This window comes from Achromobacter sp. D7-1, assembly GCF_059760445.1.
Window position 1 is genome coordinate 1 of record NZ_JCBAMT010000069.1, and the last position, 19,052, is coordinate 19,052.

Below are 19,052 nucleotides of genomic sequence, written 5' to 3' on the forward strand. Positions count from 1 at the left end.
ACGCAAGTGATTGCGGGTTTTTTCATGGGCTCGCGGCAAGTATGTGAGCGAGCCTGCCTCGCATGAGAAAATCGCAGATTCCCTTTCAGGCTCGGATCCCTTGAAACACCTGCTCGCCACGCTCGACCGGCTGGACGATTTCGATGAAGTCATCGACGTGCGCACGCCGCTCGAATTCGCCGACGACCACATTCCCGGCGCGATCAATGCGCCGGTGCTGAGCAATGAAGAACGCGTGGTGGTGGGCACGCTGTACAAGCAGGTCTCGCCCTTCGAGGCCTCGCGCGTCGGCGCGGCGCTGGTGGCGCGCAATATTGCCGCGCATCTGGACACCACCTTCGCGGACCGGCGCCAGGGCTGGCGCCCGTTGATCTATTGCTGGCGCGGCGGCACGCGCTCCGGCTCCATGACGACGATGTTCAACATGATAGGGTGGCGCGCGCGCCAGCTCGACGGCGGCTACAAGACCTATCGCCAAGCCACGCTGGAAGCGCTGGAAAGCCTGCCCTTGGGCTTGCGCTACATCGTGCTGGCCGGACCCACTGGCAGCGGCAAGACGCGCTTGTTGAACGCGTTGGAGCAGGCCGGCGCGCAGACGCTGGACCTGGAGCGCCTGGCCTCGCATCGCGGCTCGCTGCTGGGCGCCTGGGCCGGCGTTGCGCAGCCCTCGCAAAAGGGCTTCGATACACAGCTGGCACAGAGCCTGCGCGCGTTCGATGCCTCGAAGCCGGTGTTCGTCGAAGCGGAAAGTCGCAAGATCGGCGCGGTCGCCTTGCCTGCGGCACTGTTGACGGCGGTGCATGCAAGTCCGTGCGTCGAAGTCCGCTCCAGCCGCGAGGACCGCGCAGCCTTTTTGCTGCAGGATTACGCGCATCTGTTCGACGATCCTGAATCGCTGAAGGCGCAGCTCCAGCGCATGATCGGCCTGCACAGCCGCGAGCGCGTGAGCGGCTGGCTGGCCCTGGTCGACAGCGGCGCGCGCGCCGCGCTGGCGCAGGAACTGATAGACCGCCACTACGACCCGGCCTATGCCCGCAGCTGCCACGCGCACTTCACGCAATTGCCGCAAGCGCTGCGGCTGGACTTCCGGCCCAATGACGGCGATGTGGTGGAGCAGGCGAGGGTGTTGCTGGCCAAGCTGGATGGGGCGGGCAGGACGGCTTGAGCGTGCTCGATCGGGCATGAGCCCGTCGCAGCCTTGCTTGGATTTATCAGCGTCTGACTTGCGCGCTTCGTGAAATAACGCTATTATTCAAGGCTTGCTTTTAAACGCAAACGCGCCCGTAGCTCAGCTGGATAGAGTACCTGGCTACGAACCAGGGGGTCGTAGGTTCGAATCCTGCCGGGCGCACCAAGTTTGATCTGCATTGGTTTTAATCGGCCGGTGCGGAATTGAATAAAGCGGTTAAATAGTAAAAGCAGCAAAAGCAGTAAACGTAGCAAAAGCAGTAAAAACGGCAAGATTTTTCTGATATAATTTTGCCTCTTTGCCGGAGCGCCCGTAGCTCAGCTGGATAGAGTACCTGGCTACGAACCAGGGGGTCGTAGGTTCGAATCCTGCCGGGCGCACCAAGTTCACTTGGTCAATACAGCAAAGAAAATGGAAAGGCCTTTGATCTCGTATCGAAGGCCTTTTTGTTTTGCGCCAGCGCATCTAGAAGCGGATCGTCACGCCCGCCATCGGCCCTTGCAGTACCGCGTCGAACTTGAAGCCGCCGCTGCTGTAATCCACGCCCAGCGCACGATAGCCTATCGCCGCCGAGACATTCTTGCTGAAGTTGTAGCCGAGGCCCAGGCCCACATCCCAATCCGCTTCTGCCCCGCCCGCGCCGATCAGGCCCCAGCCGGTGATGTAGTACTTCGAACTCAGGACATAGTTTCCGCGCACGCCCACCAGGCCGTCGACCCAGGTGGCGCCGTCGCTGCGCGTTCTGCCATTCAGGTGCGCGCCCTTGAGCGTGATGTCGGTGTCGACCGACCAGACGCGCAAGCCGGCCACCACGTCCAATTGATGCGGCGAGTTTTCCAGCACGGAATAGCCGACCCCGAGCAGTCCCGCGAAGGTGGAAGTCTTTACGTCCGCGCTGCTGGCCAGCAAGCCGTGCGGCGTATCTCCTTGCGTGCCGATCTTGGTGTAGATCAGGTCGCCGAATATGCTGTAGCGGCCTTTGCGCGCATCGCCTATCAGCATGGCGCCGAAGTCGAGGTTGTCCAACAGTTTGTCGAAGTCCGCGTGGACATCGATGACGGGCGAACGCGATACCGACGTCTTGCCGGACAGGCCGGCGGCCCAGAAGTAGGGCGTGACCGAAAACTGCCATTCATTTGACGGCAGGGAGCCCGCCGCGGAAGCCGGATCCGCTTCGGCGCCCAGCGCGGCCCCGGCTTGCAGCAGCCCGCAAGCCAGGCAGCCCATGACTATCTTTTTCATCGCAAACCCTCCCCAAGGCGCGGGCGTGATGAATCGAATCCATCACGCCCGCCGTGGACGCAAAGCCGGTCTGGCGCCGGCGGAGTGCAGCGCCGGTATCAGGTGACCCTTCTTACGGGAGGCAAGGTCCAGGAGCCGTCAATGATCGACGGGTTGCTTTCGTTGGGCCAGTAGAGGCGCATCATCAGGATGAACTTTCCCTTGGGGGCGGGCAGCCAGTTCGACTCCATGTCGGGGCCGGGCGATTCATGCTGGATGAGCAGATCGATCGAACCGTCTGGCTTCGCCTTGAGGGCTTGGCGCGCGCTGATCGAGTAGCGGTTCAGTGGGTTGTCGACGAAGAAGTAGCTTGCGTCATACATCGTCAGCGACCAGAACCCGGAGACAGGCGGAGTGAGGCCCTTCTTGAACGTCAGAACATATTTTTCGGAACCGTTGTAGACGCGCTTGATGGCGCCAGTGTCGGACTTCAGGGAGGTGGGGTAGATGGCGTCCTGCGGGCGGTTGGCGCCCAGGCCTATCGCGGTGACCAAGGCCCGCTGGATGTAGTTGGTGCCGTAGATGCCCGTCTTGGTCGTGAACCCCCAGCCGTCGATGTCCTGGATGTCGCCGTTGCTGGACTTGAAGTGCGTCATGATGCGCCCGAACCCGACCTGCGGGACGCGCTTCGCAATGGCGGGATCGAGTTGGCTCTTGTCGAAGTCCTGGCCGGGCACGATGCCTATCGCAGCCATTTTCGCCACGATGGGCGCGTCGGCGGCGCTCGGCGGATTGCGCTTGAGCAACTGGGCAAACAAGCTGAAGTACTCGACCGCGTCCATGTTGTTGACCTGGTCGCGCACCGAGGTTTTCATGTCTATGGCGGGGTCGACCTTGCCCGGTGGCGGATTCCAGTCCTTGCCCCATGCGCTCAATGGACAGAGCTTCACTTCGTCCTGCAGCTTGTGCACTTGCGCATAGTCTTCAGGCGTGCCGGTACAGTAGATGCGGCCCAGCAGCCAGACGATGCTGGTGGGGGATTTGTAGTGGGTCATGCCTTGCGGAATCGCGCCCTCCCATCCGGGGCCGCTGACTACGTAGGTTTGGGCCCCCGTGCCAGTCGTGCGCTTGCCGGGCACGTCGAATACCGTGGTCCAGCCGTCCAGCATCGGAAACAGGGCATAGCGTCCGTTCATGTCGGGCAGGCTGACGACCCAGGGCTCGTCGCCGACGTCGAAGAAGGAAGTGGTGTAGAGCGTGTCGGCGTTCGGCGCGGTCACGTCCCGGAACTTGGCATCGGGATACTGGCGCAGCTTGATGAGATGTCCCATCGGCGCACGCGTCCCCTTGGGCTCCGCGACGTTGGTGATGACTCTTCTGGTCATCTCCATCGTCACCAGGGGATAGGCATAGACGTAGACATCCGTTGCCAGTCCGAACTGCTCGTCGCCTTCGGGAAAATCCGCGACCAATCCATCGGCGGCTCGGGCTGGCGCGCCCAGGACGCTGGTTGCGAGTAGGGCAAGGCCACCTGCATTCAATGTGCGGCGTGTCAGCTTCATAGGATCGCTCCAACGAAATCATGGTTTGAAAATCACGAATAGCCGTGGCGCAGGCAAGGCTGCGCCCGGCCGATGCCTTGCGTTACCGCTGCCGGACGTACTTTCCGATTTCCCGCGCCGCGCCCGTGGTCCATTCATCGATCAACGGTTGCAGCTTGGACAGGCGCACGCCGCCCGCGCCCTGAGTGGCGTTGGCGACCTTCTCGCCGGTGCCGCCGCGCACGGAGGCATACAGCAATTCGTCCGTCATGCTGTCCGTGACCCGCGATTCGATGGCGACAGTCGCGTTGCGCGCCATGCCTCCTTCCATGGCGGCCCGGGCCTCGGTCATGACCAAGGCGATGGGAATGTACTGATAGGCGCGCAGCGCTTGCTCCGAGGTTCCCACCGCGGTGATGGCGATGCGTATATGGGCGACGCCAGGTTCGGCGCGATCAACCAGCCGCACCTGCTCGCCGACCTTGCGTCGCAGCGTTTCGTTGACCGCATTGCGGATTTCGGTGAGGGTTTCCAGGGAAACGTCCGCGGAAGGCTGCGGCTCCGGGTAATACACGACGGGCTCCAGCCAGACCGCGGTATAGCGCGATGGGTTGAAGTCGGGATTCAGGTAGACCAGGCGGGTGCCGCCGTCGGGCGCGGGCGCCTGGTGCAGCTGCGAGTAATCCGGCAGGAAGCCGGACTCCGTCGTTTTCGGCGCGGTGGAACAGCCGGCCGCCAGGATCGCGGCGGCGATGCCGACGAGAAGCGCGCCCGAGGAATTCTTGATCTTCATGCAAGTTCCTTCTGACGATATGGGGCATGGGAGCCCCGGCTGCAGGCGTCGGCGAGAGGTCCCGTGCAAAAGCTGCTTTCCGCTCGTGGGCGCATGTTTTGACCTATATGCACAGGAAGCCAATTATTTTTCGAACGCGGAAGTTTCGCAATGCGGCTGCATGAACTGGGTTTTCTGAACTATTTCCTTTGCGTGCGTTTTGTGGAAGGCATCGCGCGGAAAAGGTCCGTCAGAGTCTGGATGCGCCGGCGGCTGGATACGGGTGGGCGCCGGTTTGGTCGGGCCGATTTGCGCGTGCTTTATTTTTCATGGTATAAACACGCCTCTTTCGGAGCGCCCGTAGCTCAGCTGGATAGAGTACCTGGCTACGAACCAGGGGGTCGTAGGTTCGAATCCTGCCGGGCGCACCAAGCTTCTTGCTTGGCTTACACAGAAAGAAAATAGAAAGGCCTTTGATCTTGGATCGAAGGCCTTTTTTGTTTTGCGGCGGGAATGTCGCGTCAGCGCGGAGCAGGTGGGACTGGCGCCTGGGCTTGGGCTTTGTCGTCCGCGTCGAATCCCCAGTCGCCGACCGTGTACCAATCGTCTCCCAGCGTCTCGGCGGGATGCATGGTGCGGCCGGAGCCGTTGCCGCAAGCCATCGAATCGGTAGGGCAATAGCGGTCGCAGCCCCAGCATATGCGTTCGGGGTGCTTCGGGTGCAAGGGAAACTTCTTGGCCATGCCGGGTGCCTGTTGCCTGAGGGCGCCGCGGCGGCGGCGCCGATCTTTCCATGTATGCATCCAGCGTACTGCCGGGCGTGCACGGAATTCCTTGATCTGGCTCAAGCGCGAGCGCCTGCGGCGCACGTGCGCAATGTCGCGCGCCGGGCGGCTGTCTTGCAGGATTTGGGGAAGGGACCGCCGCCGCGGCAGCGGTCTCCTGCGCCTAGCGGCGTCGTCGGTCCACCGCCGTCAGCGAGGTGCCGCTCTTTACGAGCCGGTAGGTCTGTCCGCCTAGCCACGAGACCTTTTCGCCCGTGCTGGTGCGGCATATGCAATGCGTCTTCGGATCGAAACGCGAGGTGCCCAAGGCGGAGTACGCGTCGGGGTCTGAGACAAATCGTTCAATGCGGTAGAGCGTGCCGTCCGGCGCGGTGGCGAGGACGTCGGTCAATCGTCTTGCGGTGCCGAGCATATGCGATACCTCCATGCGCGGGCCATTGGATATACGGCGCCAAAGTCGTTCGGGCATTTCAGTGCGCCGGGGCGGGAAGCTGGATGTTCCCGCGCCGGGCGCTAATGAAAGTGCCCTCCAAACAATGAATCGTCGAGCTGGTCGGGAGAGACGCCCAGGGCTTCGGATACGCGGTCCAGGATAACCTGCCTGGGCCGTGGGCGCGGCCTTTCCAGTTCGATATAGATGGAGTGGTCCACGCCCAGGCGTGCAGCCATATCAGCGGTGCTGATATTGAGATGCTCGCGCCAGGCGCGTATCAGGCTCCAGTCGTTGCCGGTTTTTAGATTGACGACAGCTAATGGTAAATGACTCTGCCCCTGCGCGGGGGCTTTGCGCGGCGCGGCTTTTCTGCGCGCGTCGCGCAGGCTGCTCTTGGCGGCAGCGCTCTTGCGGGAATCGCCGCGAGGCGTGGTGGTTGCAGCTTCGGCGGTGAAAATGGCGCCGCCATTCAATTGGCGATATTGGTTGTCGCCGATCCAGTGCAGGGTCTCGCCGTTATCGAGCATGCATTCGCAATCCAGGTGGTAATTGCTGGGCATGCTTTCAAGTTGGGCGATGGTTTCCGTAGTCGTGGCGTGGCGCACCACACGGTGCAAGACACCGTCCGGCGAACGCACAAACACGTCGGGAAGTCTCCAGGAAAACGGAATGATAATCTCCACGGCGAAGCCTATCCGCCACTGTATCCCGGGGTGCTGGTGGTGGGATTTGGGGTTTCCCCTCGCCTGACTTGAGTACATGATTGTGCGCTACATCAGCCCTCAACATCTTCACAAATCTTCACTGCGCTCGGGGCTATCATCGCCGCGTTGCCCGCTGTCCGGGGCGTACTGTTCGAGTGGTGGCGATGCATCTGGCTGCGGCTGGAATCGTGGATGCGCGGCCGCGCGCGAGAAGGGTGGCATGGTGGGCGCTGCTGGCGGCGTGCGCGCTGCATGCGGTGGTTGCGGGGTTGTGGTGGCGAGAGCGGATCGAGCCCGTCGGCATGCGCGGCGCGCGCGCGCCGGAACTACCGTTCTTCGTGGATCTGCTGCCAGCCAAGGCGCCGTCCGCGCCACCGGTACAAAAGATGCAGGACAGGTCCAGCTCCGTGCCAGCTCAACCCGCCCGCATCGACATGCCGCCGGCGCCCGCGGTGGCGCCGCGGCAACGATCCGGCGCGCGCAGGGTGCCCGCGCCATCCGCGCCACAATCGGACGGGACGCCCGCGGCATCGTCAGACGCGCCGGATCCTCGGCGCGATTTCGCCTGGCGCCCGGAAGACGCGCAAGCGGCGGGCATGCCGCGGGCGCGCGGAGAATCCGCCGTGCGCCTCGGACCCAAGGCGCCAGTCGAACAATCCGAGATCGCGCGGGGCATCGCGAAGAGCGCGCGGCCGCCGTGCAAGAACGCGCATGCGGACATGGGCTTGCTGGCCTTGCCGTTCTTGCTGGCCGATACCGTTACGGATCGGGGCTGCAAGTGGTGAGGCCGAAGCCTGCGCTCGCGCCAGTCAAGAAAGGCTAGTCGCGATTACCAGGGCGGCGACAGGGGCAAGGCTGCGCATCTGTCCTGAATCATGGATACTGTTTTTTCAATCTGGGATTTCCAGAATTCATGGAGAGACGCAATGCCCGAATCTCAAGGCGGCCTGGACAGGCTGCGCCGCTTCATCGCCACCGCTACCCGCCTGGCCACGCCGTCCGCGCTGGCGCAGACGCCGGAACTGCAGGCCGCGTTCGCCGACCTGGTGCGCCATGACGACTGGCTGCCCGAGGCCTGTACCGCGCCGCATCCACAGTACTACCAGCAATACCTGCTGCACTGCGATCCGCTGGAGCGGTTTTCGCTGGTGAGCTTTGTGTGGGGGCCGGGCCAGTTCACGCCGGTGCACGATCACGAGGTCTGGGGCTACGTGGGCATGCTGCGCGGGGCCGAGGTCAACCAGCGTTATGTGCGCGGGCTGGACGGCAGCGTCGCGCCCGCGGACGCCTCGACCACGCTGCAACCGGGCGACGTGGAGTGCCTGTCGCCCGCCGAAGGCGATATCCATCGTGTGTCCAACGCTCATGCGGACCGGGTGTCCATCAGCGTGCATCTCTACGGCGGCAACATCGGCGCCGTGTCGCGCCATGTCTATGATCCCGCGACGGGTCAGGCCAAGCCTTTCGTGTCCGGGTATTCGTCGGCCACCCTGCCGAACCTGTGGGACCGCTCGGAAGCCGTGCGGGCCGCCCTCGCCGGGGGCGCAAGCTAGCACCTGTTCGCGCGCGGCGTCTCATGCTATTTTCTTGTCCTAAATATTAGGAAAATAAATAATGGACAAGACGCTGCTCAAAGGTCTGATGGTGCTGGAGGCGGTGACCGACGTGGACAATCCGCCGCGCACCATCGATGCGTTGGCCGCCCGTGTCGGGCTGACCCGCAGCAACACGCACCGCACCTTGCAGACGCTGATACACGCGGGCTACGTGATCAAGGACGACGACGGCGGGGGGTATCGCGGCGCGGTGCGGCTATTTGAGCTGGCGGCGCGCCAGCTGGCCCAGCTGGACGTGCGCAAACTGGCCGCGCCCTTCATGCGCACGCTGGCCGACCAGACCGGCGAAACCGTGCACCTGTCCGTGCTCGACGGCTTCGACGTGGTCTATGTGGACAAGATCGACAGCCCCCAACCCATACGCGCCTATTCGATGGTGGGCGGACGCGCGCCGGCCTACGCCGTCGCCACAGGCAAGGCGCTGCTGGCCTATCAGGCGGAAGGTTATGTCGAGCGTTACGCCGACAAGCTTGTGCGCCATACGCCATCGACCATCGTGTCCATGCCGCTCTTGAAGGACGAGCTGCGCAAGATCGCCCGCATCGGCTACGCGGTCAATCGCGGCGAATGGCGCGAAGGCGTGGGCGGGCTGGCCGTGACCTTGTTCAACAGCCTGGATCAGCCCGTGGCCGCGATAGGCATCTCCGGTCCGCTGGACCGCCTGAGCGCCGCCAGGATGAAGCAGCTGGCGCCGGACGTGGCTGCCTGTGCCCAGTCCATCTCGCAGGGGATGGGCTATCGCCGGGGCTATCTGGACCAGTAGCGGGCCGCGCCCTCATTTGGCCGCCGACAAACGCACCACGTCGGCCCAGCGGGCGACTTCCTGCTTGAGCACGCGGCTGGTGTCGGCGGGTGTGGTCGCCACGGCGTCGGCGCCCAGCTTCTGCGCAGCCTGCTGTACGGAAGCCATGGCGGCGGCCTTTTGCATGCCAGCCGAAAGCTTGTCCACCACCGCGGGCGGCGTGCCCGCTGGCGCCAACAAGGCGTAGGTGGTGGCGACCGAATAATCCTTCACGCCCTGCTCGGCCAGCGTGGGCAGATCCGGCAGCGCGGTGGCGCGCGTGGCGGTGGTGACGCCCAGCAGGCGGATCTTGCCGGTCGCGACCTGCGGCAGCAGCGCCGGCAGCGTTTCGATCACCATGTCGATCTGGCCGCCCAGCAGGTCGGTGATGGCGGGGCCGCTGCCGCGGTACGGCACGTGCATGAGCCGGGTGCCGGTCACGACCTGGAAGAGTTCGCCGGCCATGTGCTGGGAAGTGCCGGGGCCGGCCGAACCGAAGGTGATGGTGCCGGGCTTGCTCTTGGCCAAAGCGATCAGCTCCTGAATATTCTTCGCGGGAATCTTGCTGCTGTTGACTGCCACGGCCATGGGCATGCTGGTGGCCATCGACACGCCGACGAAGGCGGTGCCGAAGTCATAGCCGGGCTTGTCCGGCATGGCCGCATGGATCGCGTGGCTGCCCACGGCGCCCATCAGCAGGGTGTAGCCGTCGGCCGCCGACTTGGCCACGTATTCCGCGCCGATCTCGCCGCCCGCGCCCGCCTTGTTTTCCACCACCACGCCCTGGCCCAGGTAGTCGCCCAGGTGTTGCGCGTAGATGCGCGCGGCGGCATCCGTCGCGCCGCCGGGCGGGAAGGGGACCACCATGCGCACGGGTTTCGTCGGCCAGTTGTCGGCCGAGGCTGCGCCGCCTGCCAAAACCAGCACCATGCCTGTCAGGGCAATGCGCCACGTTTTCTTCATGGAAGTCTCCTTGGTGTCGGTGGGGCCGGCATGCGCAGGGGCTGCGGTCCTTTATTAAATCCTAATATATAGGACTCGTGTATCAATAAATGGTTTACTTAGAATTCCACAGGGTGATATGCTGGTCAACAATTAAGCGCTGCACCTAGGGATTGCACTAGGAATTTCGCGAAGATATGCCGGCCTGCAGCGGCGCTTCGCTGGATCATGCCAGCCTGGAAGGCGTGCTCTTATAATGTTTTCTTTGTCCCAAATATTGAATTTTCATAACGAGAGGTCAGACATGACACCCAGTTCGGCGCTGGCCGGCATCACGGTGCTGGAAATTTGCAATGTCGCGGCGGGGCCTTTTTGCGGCATGTTGTTGGCGGACATGGGCGCCGACGTGATCAAGATCGAAAACCCCGAAGGCGGCGATACGTTGCGCAGCTGGCCGCCCATTTCCGAGGGCTACAGCGAGAACTTCGCATCCCTCAACCGCAACAAGCGTTCGGTGACGCTGAACCTGAAGGACCCTGGCGACGTGGCGCTGGCGCGCGAACTCGCGCTTTCCGTCGACGTGCTGATCGAGAACAACCGCCCGGGCGTGATGGATCGCCTGGGTCTGGGCTATGCGCAGCTGCGCGAGGCCAATCCCAAGCTGGTCTATTGCTCGATTTCGGCCTACGGCCAGTCCGGGCCGCGTTCGCAGGAAGGCGGTTTTGACCTGACCATCCAGGCCATGAGCGGCCTCATGAGCGTGACCGGCGAAGCCGGCGGCGAACCCGTGAAGTGCGGCGTTCCCGTGGCGGACTTTTCGGCCGGCCTGTATGGCGCCTTCGCCATCGCGTCGGCCTTGCGCGCGGCGCAGGCGAGCGGGCAGGGCACGCATATCGACGTGCCCATGCTGGGCGCCACCTTGGGCATTGCGGCCTTGCAGACTTCGGAGTTCTTCGGCAGCGGCAAGGACCCCGTCAAGCTGGGATCGGCCCATCCGCGCAACGCGCCGTACCAGGCCTTCCGCTGCAAGGGCGGCTATTTCGGCATGGCGGCGGGCAATCAGGCCTTGTGGAAGGGCGTGTGCGCAACGGTGGGCCGCGAGGACCTGCTGGCCGATCCGCGCTTTACCGATACCAGCGCCCGCGCGCGCAATCAGGCGGCGCTGCGCGACATCCTGGAAGCGATCTTCGAAGCCGAGGACGCGCAGACCTGGCTGGCGCGTTTCCGCGCGGCTGGCGTGCCCTGCGCGCCCATCAACACTTATTCGGAAGTGTTGGCCGATCCGCAGGTGGAACACATGGGTTGGGTGCAGCCCGTGGATCTGCCCAATGGCGTGCGCACGCGCACCTTCGGCCTGCCGGTGCGCTTCGACGGCCAGACCACGGCCCTGCGCCGCCGTCCTCCGGCCCTGGGCGAGCACAACGATGAAGTGCTGGGCGCGCTGCGCGCCGGCAAGAAGGAGACGACGGCATGAGTGGCGTCCTGCGCATCGACAAGCAGGGCGCGGCCTACGTGCTGACGCTGTCGCGGCCCGACAAGATGAATGCCTTGTCGGCCGAACTGGTGGAAGCGCTGATCGCCGCGCTGGATGAGGCCGAGTCCGGCGGCGCACAGCTCATCGTGCTCAAGGGTGAAGGCAGGAACTTCAGCGCGGGCTTCGACTTCGGCGGCTGGCAGGAACAGAGCGAAGGCGATCTGCTGCTGCGCTTCGTGCGCATCGAGATGCTGTTGCAGCGGCTGGCGGCCTCGCCCTGCCTGACGCTGGGGCTGGCGCATGGCCGCAACTTCGGGGCGGGCGTGGACCTGTTCGGCGCCTGCAAGTGGCGCATCAGCACGCCGGACGCCACCTTCCGCATGCCCGGACTGAAGTTCGGGCTGGTGCTGGGCACCCGCCGTTACGCGGCCCTGGTGGGCGCGGAGCGGGCGCGCGCGGTGCTGGAGCAGGCGGCCACGTTCAGCGCGGAAGAAGCCTTGCGCGACGGCTTCGCCAGCCGCCTCGCCGACGCGCCGGATTGGCAGGACGTCGAGCGCGAGGCGCTGGACGCCGCGTCCGCGCTGAGCAGTGCGAGCCGCGTGCAGTTGTACGCGGCGCTGTCGGCGGAAACGCCCGACACCGATCTTGCCCGCCTGGTGCGCTCCGCCGCCCAGCCGGGATTGAAGGGCCGGGTGGCCGCGTATCTGCAGGCGCGCTGACCACGAAAAAGAACAGGCAGGGAAGGAGACATCATGGCATCGGGTTTCAATCAGAAGAACAAGCAGCGCACGCTGGCGGAATTGGCGGCGCTGGTGCCCAACGGCGCATCGATCGCATTGGGCGGCAGCTTCCTGCACCGCGGACCGTTCGCCTTCGTGCGCGAACTGATCCGGCAGGGGCGGCGCGACCTGGAACTGATCAAGCAATCGCCGGGCTACGACGTGGACATCTTGTGCCGCGCCGGCGCGCTGCGCCGCGTGCGCGCGGGCATCGTAGCCATGGAAGGGAATTTCGGCCTGGCGCCCTGGTACCGCAAGGCCGTGGAGCGCCGCGAGATCGAGCTGGAAGAACATGCCTGCGCCAGCCTCACGGCCGGTCTGCGCGCGGCGGCCTTCGGCGTGCCGTTCCAGCCTTGCGGCGGCCTGCATGGCAGCGGCCTGCCCGAGCTCAATGGCTGGAAATGCCTGGACGACCCCTATGGCAGCGGGCAGCAGACCTGGGTGGTGCCGGCTATCCGGCCGGACTTCGCCGTGATCCATGCTTCCGAAGTGGACGCGCTGGGTAATGTGCGGGTACATGGCACCGCGCATTGGGACCGCATCATGTCGCGCGCCGCGGGCAGCGTGCTGGTGGTGGCCGAGAAGGTGGTCGACAGCACCGTGTTCGAAGCCAATCCGGAAGCCACGCTGGTGCCGTTCTTCATGGTGCAGGCCTATGCCGTGGCGCCGCAGGGCGCATGGCCGGGATCCTGCTGGCCGGACTACGCCATCGACTATCCGGCGGTGGAGGCATACATGGACAAGCAAGGCGATCTGCAGGCGCACATGGCTGCGGCGCCCGAAGCGCGGGAGGTGCAGCATGGCTGAGCAATGGTCGGGCTTTTCGTACATCGTCACCAATCTGGCGCGCTTCATCCGGCCGGACGAGATCACTTTCAGCGGCGTGAATTCGACCCTGCCCATGCTGGCCTGCCTGCTGGCCAAGCGCGCCTATGACTGGGATTTCGTCTACATCAACGTGGCCGGCGGCGTGAATCCGCGGCCTTCGCAGGTCCCCATCTCAAGTTCCGATCCGGTGCTGGCCGAGCACACGGCGTCGATCTTCTCCAACGAGGATTTCTACGACCTGTGCACGCGCGGCCGCATGGACCTGACCTTCCTGGGCGCGGCGCAAATCGACGGCGCAGGCTGCGCCAACAATTCCTGCATCGGCGACTGGCATGAGCCCAAGGTGCGCCTGCCGGGCGGCGGCGGCGGCGCGGTGATGCTGCCCACCGCCAGGCGCGCCTGCACCTGGCGCACCGAGCATTCGCGCCGCGCCTTCGTGCCGAAGCTGGACTTCATGACGTCCTGGGGCGGATTCCACGGCGTGGTCACGCCGATCGCCGTGTTCGTCAAGCGCGACGGGCGGCTGGCCTTGCAGTCCTGGCATCCGGAGTCCAGCTTGTCCGAAGTGCGCGAGCGCACCGGTTTCGAATTCGACGCCAGCGGCGCCGAGCCGTCCGCGCCGCCCACCACGGCCGAGACGCGCGCCCTGCGCGAGCTGGATCCCGACGGGCAGTTCGAACGCGACGCCGCCGTCGCGCTGCGCTAGGAGGTCGCCATGACGCTTGCCGACGCCACGCTGGTGGCCGCTTTCGCGCGCCTGTGGAACCAGCCGCAATGGGCCGAACGGCCCGCTATCGTGACCGCGGACGGCACGCTGACGTATGCCGATCTGCGACAGGAGGTCGGGCGGATCGCGGGCGGCCTGCGCGCCGCCGGCGTGGCGCGCGGCAGCTATGTGGCCATCGCAATGGAGCGGTCGCTGGGGCAGGTGCTGGCGATTCTGGGTGCGATGGCTGCGGGCGCCTGCCCGTGCCCGCTGGAGCCGCGCCTGTCGGATGCGGAGACTGCTCGCCGCGTGGCGGCGGTGGGGCTGGGTTGGGTGCTGCACGACGCGGCCAACGCGGGGACGGCGCGGGCCAGCGGTCTGGCGCCAGACCGATTGTTGGACGCGGCCGGCGTGGCGCGAGGCCCGCTGGATTGGACAGGCAGCGCCGAGGCCACGCCGGGCGACGCGGGCCTGCTGCTGTTTACCTCCGGCAGCACCGGCAATCCCAAGGGCGTGCTGCTGAGCCACCGCGGTTTGGCGAACAATGCGCGCGGCGTGTTGGCGCATACCGGCTTGACGCAGGATGACCGGCTCTTGCATGTGATGCCGCTGCATCACACCAATGCGCTCAACAACCAGATCTTCGCGCCGCTGCTGGCGGGCGCCTGCGTGGCGCTGGCGGGACGCTTCCGCGCGGACGACATGCCGGGATTGCTGCGCGGGTTCCAGCCCACCATCATCACCGGCGTACCCACTATGTACGCGCGCATGCTCGAACTGCAGTTCGACCCTGCAAGCCTGGCGGCGTTGCGCTTTGCGCGTTGCGGCTCGGCGCCGATCACCGAAGCCCTGCACCGGCGCATCGAAGCCTTCCTCGGCTGCCCGCTGGTGGTGTCCTATGGCCTGTCGGAGGCCACCTGCACCTCCACCATGAATCCGCCCGCCGCGCGCCGCGTGGGCTCGGTGGGTACGGTGCTGGCCGGCCAGAGCGTAACCTTGCGCCTGCCGGACGGCGCCTCCGCCGCCCCGGGCAACGAAGGCGAGATCTGCATCGCGGGCGACAGCCTGATGCTGGGCTATGTGGGCGTGGACAGCGCCGACACCGGCACGCCGCAGTTGCTGCATACGGGCGATCTGGGACGTTTCGACGAGCAGGGCTATCTGAGCATCACCGGCCGCATCAAGGACGTGATCATCCGCGGCGGCGAGAACATCTCGCCGGCGCTGATCGAGGGCGTGGTGACGGGCCTGCCGGGCGTGGCCGCCTGCTGCGTGGTGGGTGCGCCCGACGAGGATCTTGGCGAGGTGCCCGTGATCTTCGTGCAGCGCGCGGGCGACGCCGCGCCGGATGCGTCCGGCATACAGGCCGAGGTGCTGGCGCGCCTGGGCCGGATCTATGTGCCGCGCGAGGTGTTGTGGATCGAGCGCCTGCCCGAGAACGCGGTGGGCAAGGTCGACCGCAAGGCGCTGGCGCGCCAGTTGGCGCCGGCGGCCTTGCGGTTGTGAGCGGGCAGGGCGCGCGCGCTTCGCGGCGCGCGGCTATTCGACCTTGCCGATCCGGTTGACCGCCACTTCCAGCGAAGCCGAGTCCTTCTTCCAGTATTCGTCGAAGGCCGGCGCGTCGAGGTACTGCACGGGGCTTCCGGTGCCGGCGATGCGGGCCTGGACCTCGGGGTTGTTGGCGATGTCTTTAACGGTCTGGCGCAGCTTGTCGATGACCGCCGGCGGCGTGCCGGCCAGCGCGAACACGCCCGACCACTGCACGAAACTGATGTCATAGCCCTGCGACTTGAAGGACGGCACGTCCGGCAGGCTGTCGAGCTTGCCGTCGCCCCAATGCGCCAGCGCCTTGACGCGACCGGCCTGGATCAGCTGCATGACGCTGGACGGCCCGGTGGCCAGGGCATCGACCTGGCCGCCCACCAGGGCCTGCACGGCTGGGCCGGCGCCGGTGAAGGGCACGTGCATCATCTTGATCCCGGCTGCGTTCTGCAGCATCTCCATCGGCACGTGCATGGTGCCGTAGATGCCGGAAGAGCCGTAGCTGAATTTGCCCGACTGCTTCTTGGCCGCGTCGACGAATTCCTGCAGCGTCTTGTATGGCGCGTCCGCGCGCACCACCAGCACGGTGGGATCGGCGGTGATACGCGCAATCGGCACGAACTGATCCAGCTGATAGGCCGGCTTGCGTTCCAGCAGCCGGTCGGCGGCGGGCAGGATGGAAATGGACGACAGGCTCATCAGCAGCGTGTAGCCGTCGGGCTTGGCGCGGCCGGCCTGGCCGATGCCGATGGCGCCACCCGCGCCGCCCTTGTTTTCGATGACGACGGCCTGGCCCAGCTTGTCGCCCATGGCCTGGGCCAGCGGCCGCGCGATGGTGTCGGCGACGCCGCCGGGCGGGAACGGCACCACCATGGTCACGGGACGTTCAGGATAGCCGGCAGCCAGCGCGTTCGCGGCTCCCAGCCATAGCAAGGCAGCCGCGGCCGCCCGGTAGCAACGCAGATTCATGTCTCACTCCTTGTGCTTTTACTGCCGAGCCGCCCCGTGTTCATTCCGGGGCTCTTGGGCTCAGACGAAGCGGTTTTCTATCTGGCCGATGCCGTCGATCTCCACCCGCACCACATCGCCGTGCTTGAGAAACTGCGGCGGATTCAGGCCCTGGCCCACGCCAGCCGGCGTGCCGGTGGCGATGACGTCGCCCGGATACAGCGTGATGCCGCGCGAGCAGGTTTCGATCAGCGTGGGGATGTCGAAGATCAGGTCTTCGGTGTTGCCGTCCTGGCGCAGCTCGCCATTGACCCAGCAGCGCACGCGGGTCTTCTGGCCGTCCATTTCGTCGGCCGTCACCAGCCAGGGACCCATGGGGCAGAAGGTGTCGAAGGACTTGCCCAGGTCCCATTGCTGGTGGCGCATCTGCACGTCGCGCGCGGTGACGTCGTTGACCACGGTGTAGGCGATGACGTGGCTCATGGCCTCGGCGCGGGAAATATTGCGGCCGCCCTTGCCGATCACCACCGCCAGTTCGGCTTCGTAGTCGATCTTGTCGGAGACGCCCACGGGCAGTTGCACGTCAGCCCACGGACCGACCACCGTCTGCGGCACCTTGGTGAACACGATGGGCCAGGATTCGGGGTTGGCGTCGTTGTCCTTGAAGACGGAGTCGCGCAATTCCTTGGCGTGGGCGTGATAGTTGCGCCCCACGCAGAACAGGTTGCGCCGCTGCGCCGGCAAGGGCGCTTCATGCTCCACCTGGTCCCAGCGGTAGGACGAGCCGATCTTGCCCGGCAAGGCGCGGCCTTCGGCCAGCCACTCCACGGCCGTCAGCGCGCCGGCCGCCGCGAGTTCGCGCGGGAAGTCCAGGGCAGTCACGCTGGCGCCGTCGTCGGCAACCACGCCGATGCGGCGCTCGCCATTGATCCGGAATACTGCAATTTTCATGCTTGCTCCCTGGGCGGTTCGGGCCGCCCTGTTTAATACCAAAAAGTACCAATTTGTTGATTTTTCAGGCCCAATTTCGCAAAAGAATATACCAACTGAACCAATTCTCCTATAAGAATTAATAGTTTTCGGGCGCTTATTGGTCTGAATTGGTATTATCTGGCCGCTAGCTATTCTGGAAAGGTCCATGGACAAAGCTTCCGCCTTGCGTGCGGTCATCCTCGAGAATCTGCAATCCGGCGCGTGGGCCCCCGGCCATCGCCTGCCCACGGAACGCGCCCTCAGCGAACAGTTCGGCATCAGCCGTTCAACGGTGCGCCGCACCCTGGCCGAGTTGAAGAACGAAGGCCTGATCTCGCAGCGCGTGGGCAGTGGCACCTATGCCAATCCGTCCTCGACCCTGGCGCAGGCTGAAGGACTGCTGCGCGCCGAAGTGCTGTCCACCAGCCCGGCCGAACTGATGGCGGCGCGGCTGGTGCTGGAGCCGGCCATTGCGGCGCTGGTGGTGCAGCATGGCAGCCCCGCCGATTTCGCGGCCATGCAGGACGCCTGTGCGCGGGCCGAGGCCGCCGACAGTTTCGAAGCGTTCGAGATCTGGGACGCCAGGCTGCACGAATTGATGGCCACGGCCACCCACAATCTCTTCATCGAAAAGGTATTCGCGCTGATGACGGCGGCGCGGTCGCAGGCAACCTGGGGCGCCTTGAAGCGCAAGAGCCTGACGCCAGAGCGGCGCGCGTCCTATCAGGTGGAGCACCGCGAGATCGTCGACGCGCTGCATGACCGCGACGCCGAGCGCGCCATGGAGGCGGTGCGGCGGCATCTGCTGCACGTCAGGGATAATTTGCTGGGATAGGGGCTGCAGCGTCCGCAAGCCCTGGCACGGGCTCTGCGGCTGCTACGGGATCGATGGCCGGCGGCAAGGCCGGCCGGCGTCGGACAACCGGTTCAGGACTGCCCGCGCAGCCTGGCCAGTTCGGCGGATAGTTCGGCCACCAGGGCCTGGGCGCGCGCCAGCGGGTCGTGTTCCCCAGCCGGGATGTCGGCGGGCGCGGCGGGGGACTGCAGCCGGGGCTGCACGCTTTCATGTCCCATGCTGACGTCCACGTCGAACACCAGTTGTTCGGCGCGGTGCCAGGTCGTGAACCATTCCAGCGGCCGGTCATGCTGGTCCATGCCCTGGCCTTGCAGCATCAGCAGGGGCGTGCCGGTTTGCGTACCCAGCAATTCCGCCAGCGTCCGGTCGGCGGCGACTGCCCGGATCTGATTGCGCCCGGCGCCGGGACGCAGGCCGAAGCGCCGCGTCAGCACGCCGTGCAGGGACGCGTCGGTCAGATCGTCGGCGCGCAGGCCGGGCACGGCGTCGACGGGCAGCCAGGTGCGCACGTAGGCCAGCGGCGCGTCGGCCACATGGCGCAGGCGTTCCAGCATCAGCAACTGCGTGGTGCCGAAGAAGGCCGCCACGTCGGCGGGCGGCTCGGCGCGCGCGAAAGCCAGCACGCGGGTCTGCAAGGCCACGCCCGACTGCGCGAATTGCTCGTACAGGCCGGTGGAGCGCTGCACCAGCCGGCGGTGTTCCTGCGGTGCAGCCACGCTGGCGGGGCGCCCGGTTTCGCGCTGGATCAGGCCTTCGGTGGCCAGGGCCGCCAGCGCCTGGCGCACCACGCTGCGCGCCACGCCAAAGCGGTCGCACAATGCTGCCTCGCTGGGCAGCACGGCGCCGGCCGCGAGCTTGTTCGTGCGGATGTATCCGCGCAGCAGGGTCGCCACCTGGGCGTGCAGCGGGATATCGCCGGAGCGGTCAAGTACGGGCAATGCGTCGTGCGTGGCGGGCGCCATG

General features: G+C 65.7%; 20 protein-coding genes and 3 tRNA genes. 13 read left to right on the plus strand and 10 right to left on the minus strand.

Annotated features, from left to right (window positions below):
* Nucleotides 1-100: 100 nt before the first annotated feature.
* The 3 genes from mnmH to AC6LKD_RS24305 all read left to right on the plus strand — a co-directional run bounded on the left by mnmH (nt 101) and on the right by AC6LKD_RS24305 (nt 1,572).
* Nucleotides 101-1,165 (plus strand): tRNA 2-selenouridine(34) synthase MnmH, encoded by a 1,065-nt coding sequence (mnmH, locus tag AC6LKD_RS24295; protein WP_498117699.1) that lies wholly within the window; start codon nt 101-103, stop codon nt 1,163-1,165.
* 112 nt (nt 1,166-1,277) lie between these two features.
* Nucleotides 1,278-1,354 (plus strand) — tRNA-Arg (locus AC6LKD_RS24300).
* A 141-nt stretch (nt 1,355-1,495) separates the two neighbouring features.
* Nucleotides 1,496-1,572: transfer RNA gene (locus AC6LKD_RS24305), tRNA-Arg, on the plus strand.
* 82 nt (nt 1,573-1,654) lie between these two features.
* On the opposite strand, the gene AC6LKD_RS24310 is transcribed toward AC6LKD_RS24305, so the two are convergent.
* From AC6LKD_RS24310 to AC6LKD_RS24320, 3 genes are all read right to left on the minus strand, one after another.
* Nucleotides 1,655-2,431 carry a hypothetical protein gene (locus AC6LKD_RS24310; RefSeq protein WP_013395157.1) on the minus strand — a complete coding sequence of 259 codons (777 nt, stop codon included), beginning with the start codon at nt 2,429-2,431 and terminating at the stop codon, nt 1,655-1,657.
* A gap of 98 nt (nt 2,432-2,529) precedes the next feature.
* On the minus strand, nt 2,530-3,972 hold the full coding sequence (locus AC6LKD_RS24315; RefSeq protein WP_498117701.1) for a DUF1254 domain-containing protein: 1,443 nt from the start codon (nt 3,970-3,972) through the stop codon (nt 2,530-2,532).
* Between the two features lie 82 nt (nt 3,973-4,054).
* Nucleotides 4,055-4,744, minus strand: coding sequence for a DUF3313 domain-containing protein (locus tag AC6LKD_RS24320; RefSeq protein WP_492276319.1), 690 nt, complete (start codon nt 4,742-4,744; stop codon nt 4,055-4,057).
* 333 nt (nt 4,745-5,077) lie between these two features.
* Here AC6LKD_RS24320 and AC6LKD_RS24325 point away from each other — a divergent pair.
* Nucleotides 5,078-5,154 (plus strand) — tRNA-Arg (locus AC6LKD_RS24325).
* A gap of 90 nt (nt 5,155-5,244) precedes the next feature.
* Here AC6LKD_RS24325 and AC6LKD_RS24330 read toward each other — a convergent pair.
* From AC6LKD_RS24330 to AC6LKD_RS24340, 3 genes are all read right to left on the minus strand, one after another.
* A complete protein-coding gene (locus AC6LKD_RS24330; RefSeq protein ID WP_041655893.1) occupies nt 5,245-5,466 on the minus strand; it encodes a DUF3079 domain-containing protein in 222 nt (73 codons plus the stop codon).
* A 205-nt stretch (nt 5,467-5,671) separates the two neighbouring features.
* Complete coding sequence (locus AC6LKD_RS24335; RefSeq protein WP_013395153.1) at nt 5,672-5,920, minus strand: hypothetical protein; 249 nt, start codon at nt 5,918-5,920, stop codon at nt 5,672-5,674.
* A 101-nt stretch (nt 5,921-6,021) separates the two neighbouring features.
* Nucleotides 6,022-6,624, minus strand: coding sequence for a helix-turn-helix domain-containing protein (locus tag AC6LKD_RS24340; RefSeq protein ID WP_013395152.1), 603 nt, complete (start codon nt 6,622-6,624; stop codon nt 6,022-6,024).
* A gap of 185 nt (nt 6,625-6,809) precedes the next feature.
* Here AC6LKD_RS24340 and AC6LKD_RS24345 point away from each other — a divergent pair, with 185 nt between their 5' ends.
* The 3 genes from AC6LKD_RS24345 to AC6LKD_RS24355 all read left to right on the plus strand — a co-directional run bounded on the left by AC6LKD_RS24345 (nt 6,810) and on the right by AC6LKD_RS24355 (nt 9,024).
* Complete coding sequence (locus AC6LKD_RS24345; protein ID WP_498117702.1) at nt 6,810-7,430, plus strand: hypothetical protein; 621 nt, start codon at nt 6,810-6,812, stop codon at nt 7,428-7,430.
* Nucleotides 7,431-7,571: 141 nt separating this feature from the next.
* Complete coding sequence (locus AC6LKD_RS24350; protein WP_013395150.1) at nt 7,572-8,198, plus strand: cysteine dioxygenase family protein; 627 nt, start codon at nt 7,572-7,574, stop codon at nt 8,196-8,198.
* A 61-nt stretch (nt 8,199-8,259) separates the two neighbouring features.
* Nucleotides 8,260-9,024: an IclR family transcriptional regulator gene (locus AC6LKD_RS24355; RefSeq protein ID WP_013395149.1), complete on the plus strand. Its 765-nt coding sequence runs from the start codon at nt 8,260-8,262 to the stop codon at nt 9,022-9,024.
* 12 nt (nt 9,025-9,036) lie between these two features.
* Here the strand turns inward: AC6LKD_RS24355 and AC6LKD_RS24360 are convergent, their stop codons facing one another.
* Entirely contained in the window at nt 9,037-10,005 is a 969-nt protein-coding gene (locus AC6LKD_RS24360; protein ID WP_498117703.1) for a Bug family tripartite tricarboxylate transporter substrate binding protein, read from the minus strand.
* Nucleotides 10,006-10,288: 283 nt separating this feature from the next.
* Between AC6LKD_RS24360 and AC6LKD_RS24365 the strand changes: the two genes are divergently transcribed.
* Genes AC6LKD_RS24365 through AC6LKD_RS24385 form a run of 5 tightly spaced genes read left to right on the plus strand, consistent with a single transcriptional unit; the run spans nt 10,289 to nt 15,277 of the window.
* Nucleotides 10,289-11,458: a CaiB/BaiF CoA transferase family protein gene (locus tag AC6LKD_RS24365; RefSeq protein ID WP_498117704.1), complete on the plus strand. Its 1,170-nt coding sequence runs from the start codon at nt 10,289-10,291 to the stop codon at nt 11,456-11,458.
* Entirely contained in the window at nt 11,455-12,177 is a 723-nt protein-coding gene (locus AC6LKD_RS24370; RefSeq protein ID WP_498117705.1) for an enoyl-CoA hydratase/isomerase family protein, read from the plus strand. The genes AC6LKD_RS24365 and AC6LKD_RS24370 overlap by 4 nt, the downstream gene beginning before the upstream one ends.
* 33 nt (nt 12,178-12,210) lie before the next feature.
* Nucleotides 12,211-13,044 (plus strand): CoA transferase subunit A, encoded by an 834-nt coding sequence (locus AC6LKD_RS24375; RefSeq protein WP_498117706.1) that lies wholly within the window; start codon nt 12,211-12,213, stop codon nt 13,042-13,044.
* Nucleotides 13,037-13,771 (plus strand): CoA-transferase subunit beta, encoded by a 735-nt coding sequence (locus tag AC6LKD_RS24380; RefSeq protein WP_498117707.1) that lies wholly within the window; start codon nt 13,037-13,039, stop codon nt 13,769-13,771. The genes AC6LKD_RS24375 and AC6LKD_RS24380 overlap by 8 nt, the downstream gene beginning before the upstream one ends.
* A 9-nt stretch (nt 13,772-13,780) precedes the next feature.
* The gene (locus tag AC6LKD_RS24385) at nt 13,781-15,277 is read left to right on the plus strand and encodes a class I adenylate-forming enzyme family protein (protein WP_498117708.1); all 1,497 of its coding nucleotides are present in this window, start codon (nt 13,781-13,783) and stop codon (nt 15,275-15,277) included.
* Nucleotides 15,278-15,310: 33 nt separating this feature from the next.
* Here AC6LKD_RS24385 and AC6LKD_RS24390 read toward each other — a convergent pair whose 3' ends face one another.
* Nucleotides 15,311-16,282 (minus strand): tripartite tricarboxylate transporter substrate binding protein, encoded by a 972-nt coding sequence (locus tag AC6LKD_RS24390; protein WP_498117709.1) that lies wholly within the window; start codon nt 16,280-16,282, stop codon nt 15,311-15,313.
* A gap of 60 nt (nt 16,283-16,342) precedes the next feature.
* Complete coding sequence (locus tag AC6LKD_RS24395) at nt 16,343-17,212, minus strand: fumarylacetoacetate hydrolase family protein (protein WP_013395141.1); 870 nt, start codon at nt 17,210-17,212, stop codon at nt 16,343-16,345.
* Nucleotides 17,213-17,399: 187 nt separating this feature from the next.
* Here AC6LKD_RS24395 and AC6LKD_RS24400 point away from each other — a divergent pair, with 187 nt between their 5' ends.
* Entirely contained in the window at nt 17,400-18,068 is a 669-nt protein-coding gene (locus AC6LKD_RS24400) for a FadR/GntR family transcriptional regulator (protein WP_498117710.1), read from the plus strand.
* 92 nt (nt 18,069-18,160) lie between these two features.
* Here AC6LKD_RS24400 and AC6LKD_RS24405 read toward each other — a convergent pair whose 3' ends face one another.
* The gene (locus AC6LKD_RS24405) at nt 18,161-19,051 is read right to left on the minus strand and encodes a GntR family transcriptional regulator (RefSeq protein ID WP_498117711.1); all 891 of its coding nucleotides are present in this window, start codon (nt 19,049-19,051) and stop codon (nt 18,161-18,163) included.
* Nucleotide 19,052 lies beyond the last annotated feature (1 nt).